3 protein-coding genes are annotated in these 1939 nt (G+C 69.8%); 2 read left to right on the forward strand and 1 reads right to left on the reverse strand.

Annotation, left to right across the window (positions count from 1 at the left end; translation table 11 throughout):
• On the forward strand, positions 1–334 hold a 334-nt coding region (locus KBX53_RS31450; protein WP_210863392.1), incomplete at its 5' end, for an ATP-binding protein.
• Between the two features lie 57 nt (positions 335–391).
• Here KBX53_RS31450 and KBX53_RS31455 read toward each other — a convergent pair.
• Entirely contained in the window at positions 392–706 is a 315-nt protein-coding gene (locus tag KBX53_RS31455) for an STAS domain-containing protein (RefSeq protein ID WP_030337619.1), read from the reverse strand.
• A 95-nt stretch (positions 707–801) separates the two neighbouring features.
• Here KBX53_RS31455 and map point away from each other — a divergent pair, with 95 nt between their 5' ends.
• Positions 802–1659, forward strand: coding sequence for a type I methionyl aminopeptidase (gene map / locus KBX53_RS31460; RefSeq protein WP_030337618.1), 858 nt, complete (start codon positions 802–804; stop codon positions 1657–1659).
• The last annotated feature ends 280 nt before the right edge of the window (positions 1660–1939 follow it).

Here is a 1939-nt window from a genome sequence, read left to right on the forward strand (position 1 = left end):
GCTCAGCGTGCTGCGCAAGCGGTTGGAGGACTTCCTGGTCGCGCACTCCGTCGGCGAGACCGACCTGTTCGACCTGACCGTCGCCGTGTCCGAGGCCGCCGCCAACGCCATCGAGCACCCGATCCACCCCGCCGAGGCCATGATCAGTGTGGAGGTGGCCATCGAGGGTCGGACGGTGACGGCCACGGTGCGCGACAGCGGGCAGTGGCGGGAGTCGACCGGCTCCGGCTTCCGGGGCCGCGGCCTTGCCCTGATCAGAGCGCTCGGCGACCTGTCGGTGCAGCGTACCGATGAGGGCACCGAGGTGACGCTGCGCCGGCAGCTGCAGGACTGACCGCGCGCCCGGCGGCGGCCGGGCACAGTGGGCCGGCGGGAGACTGTGACGCCGACCCTAGGCCGGGTCGAGCCAGCTCTGCTCGCCGAGGCCGGAGATCTCCAGCACGCGACGGACCTGCCGGGACGGACGAACGGTGAGCGCGCCCGGAACCTGCTGGGCGAGCCGGACCAGGGCGTGGATGGCGGCCGAGTCGAAGAAGGTGACAGCGCTCAGGTCGAGAGTGATCTTCCCGGCGGGCTCGCGCAGGGCTGTCTGGAGCATCGTGTCCGCGGTCGCCATGTCGACCTCACCGGCTACCACCACGTAGAGGTGGCCATCGTCGAGTTCGGCGCTGGCGGAGAAGACAGGCGGTGCTTCCCCTTGATCCACGCAGACACCTTGACACAGCCGTCCAGACAGGGCAACAACCCCCACCGGGCGGCCGTGGCGCGGCTCACCGGCGGTCCCGGCGATAGGCTTGCGACATGACCGTCCGCCCGCCGCTGACACCAGGCACGCTCTCCCCGATGCGACCGGTGCCGTCCCAGATCGCCCGACCGGAGTACGTGGGCAAGACGCGCCCGCAACAGTGGCGTGGCTCGCACGTGCAGACGCCGGAGACCATCGAGAAGATGCGGGTCGCCAGCCGGCTCGCCGCCCAGGCCACCCAGCTCGCCGGCGAGCACTGCAAGCCCGGTGTGACCACCGACGAGATCGACAAGGTGGTGCACGAGTTCCTCTGCGACCACGGCGCGTACCCGTCGACGTTGGGCTACAAGGGCTTCCCGAAGTCCTGCTGCACCAGCCTGAACGAGGTCATCTGCCACGGCATTCCGGACTCCACGGTCCTGCAGGACGGCGACATCATCAACGTCGACGTGACCGCGTACATCGGTGGGGTGCACGGTGACACCGACGCCACCTTCTGCGTCGGAGAGGTCAGCGAAGAGGCCCGGCTGCTGGTCGAGCGGACCCACGAGGCAATGATGCGCGGCATCCGCGCGGTCGCCCCGGGCCGCCAGATCAACGTCGTGGGCCGGGTCATCGAGTCGTACGCCAAGCGGTTCGGCTACGGCGTGGTCCGCGACTTCACCGGCCACGGCATCGGCGAGGCATTCCACAGCGGCCTCTATGTGCCGCACTACGACAGCCCGCGTCCCACGGACATCATGGAGCCGGGCATGACGTTCACCATCGAGCCGATGATCACCCTGGGCACCTACCAGTACGACATGTGGGACGACGGGTGGACCGTGGTCACCAAGGACCGAAAGTGGACGGCACAGTTCGAGCACACCATCGTGGTGACCGACGACGGCCACGAGATCCTGACGCTTCCGTGAGCGCGAGGAACGCAGCGCAGCGGAGTCCCGCAGTCGCGAACAGGGCCAGCGCCGTGAGCGCGAGGAACGCAGCGCAGCGGAGTCCCGCAGTCGCGAACAGGGCCAGCGCGGTGAGCGCGAGGAACGCAGCGCAGCGGAGTCCCGCAGTCGCGATCGAAGGGCAGGCGCCGTGACCGACACCCCGGCGGCGCTGCGTGAGGCGCACCACGCGGACGTCTCCGGCGGCTGGTTGCGCCCGGCCGTCTTCGGCGCGATGGACGGCCGGGTCAGCAACATCGCC

This window comes from Micromonospora sp. M51 (assembly GCF_018070305.1).
Classification (GTDB): Bacteria; Actinomycetota; Actinomycetes; order Mycobacteriales; family Micromonosporaceae; genus Micromonospora; species Micromonospora parva.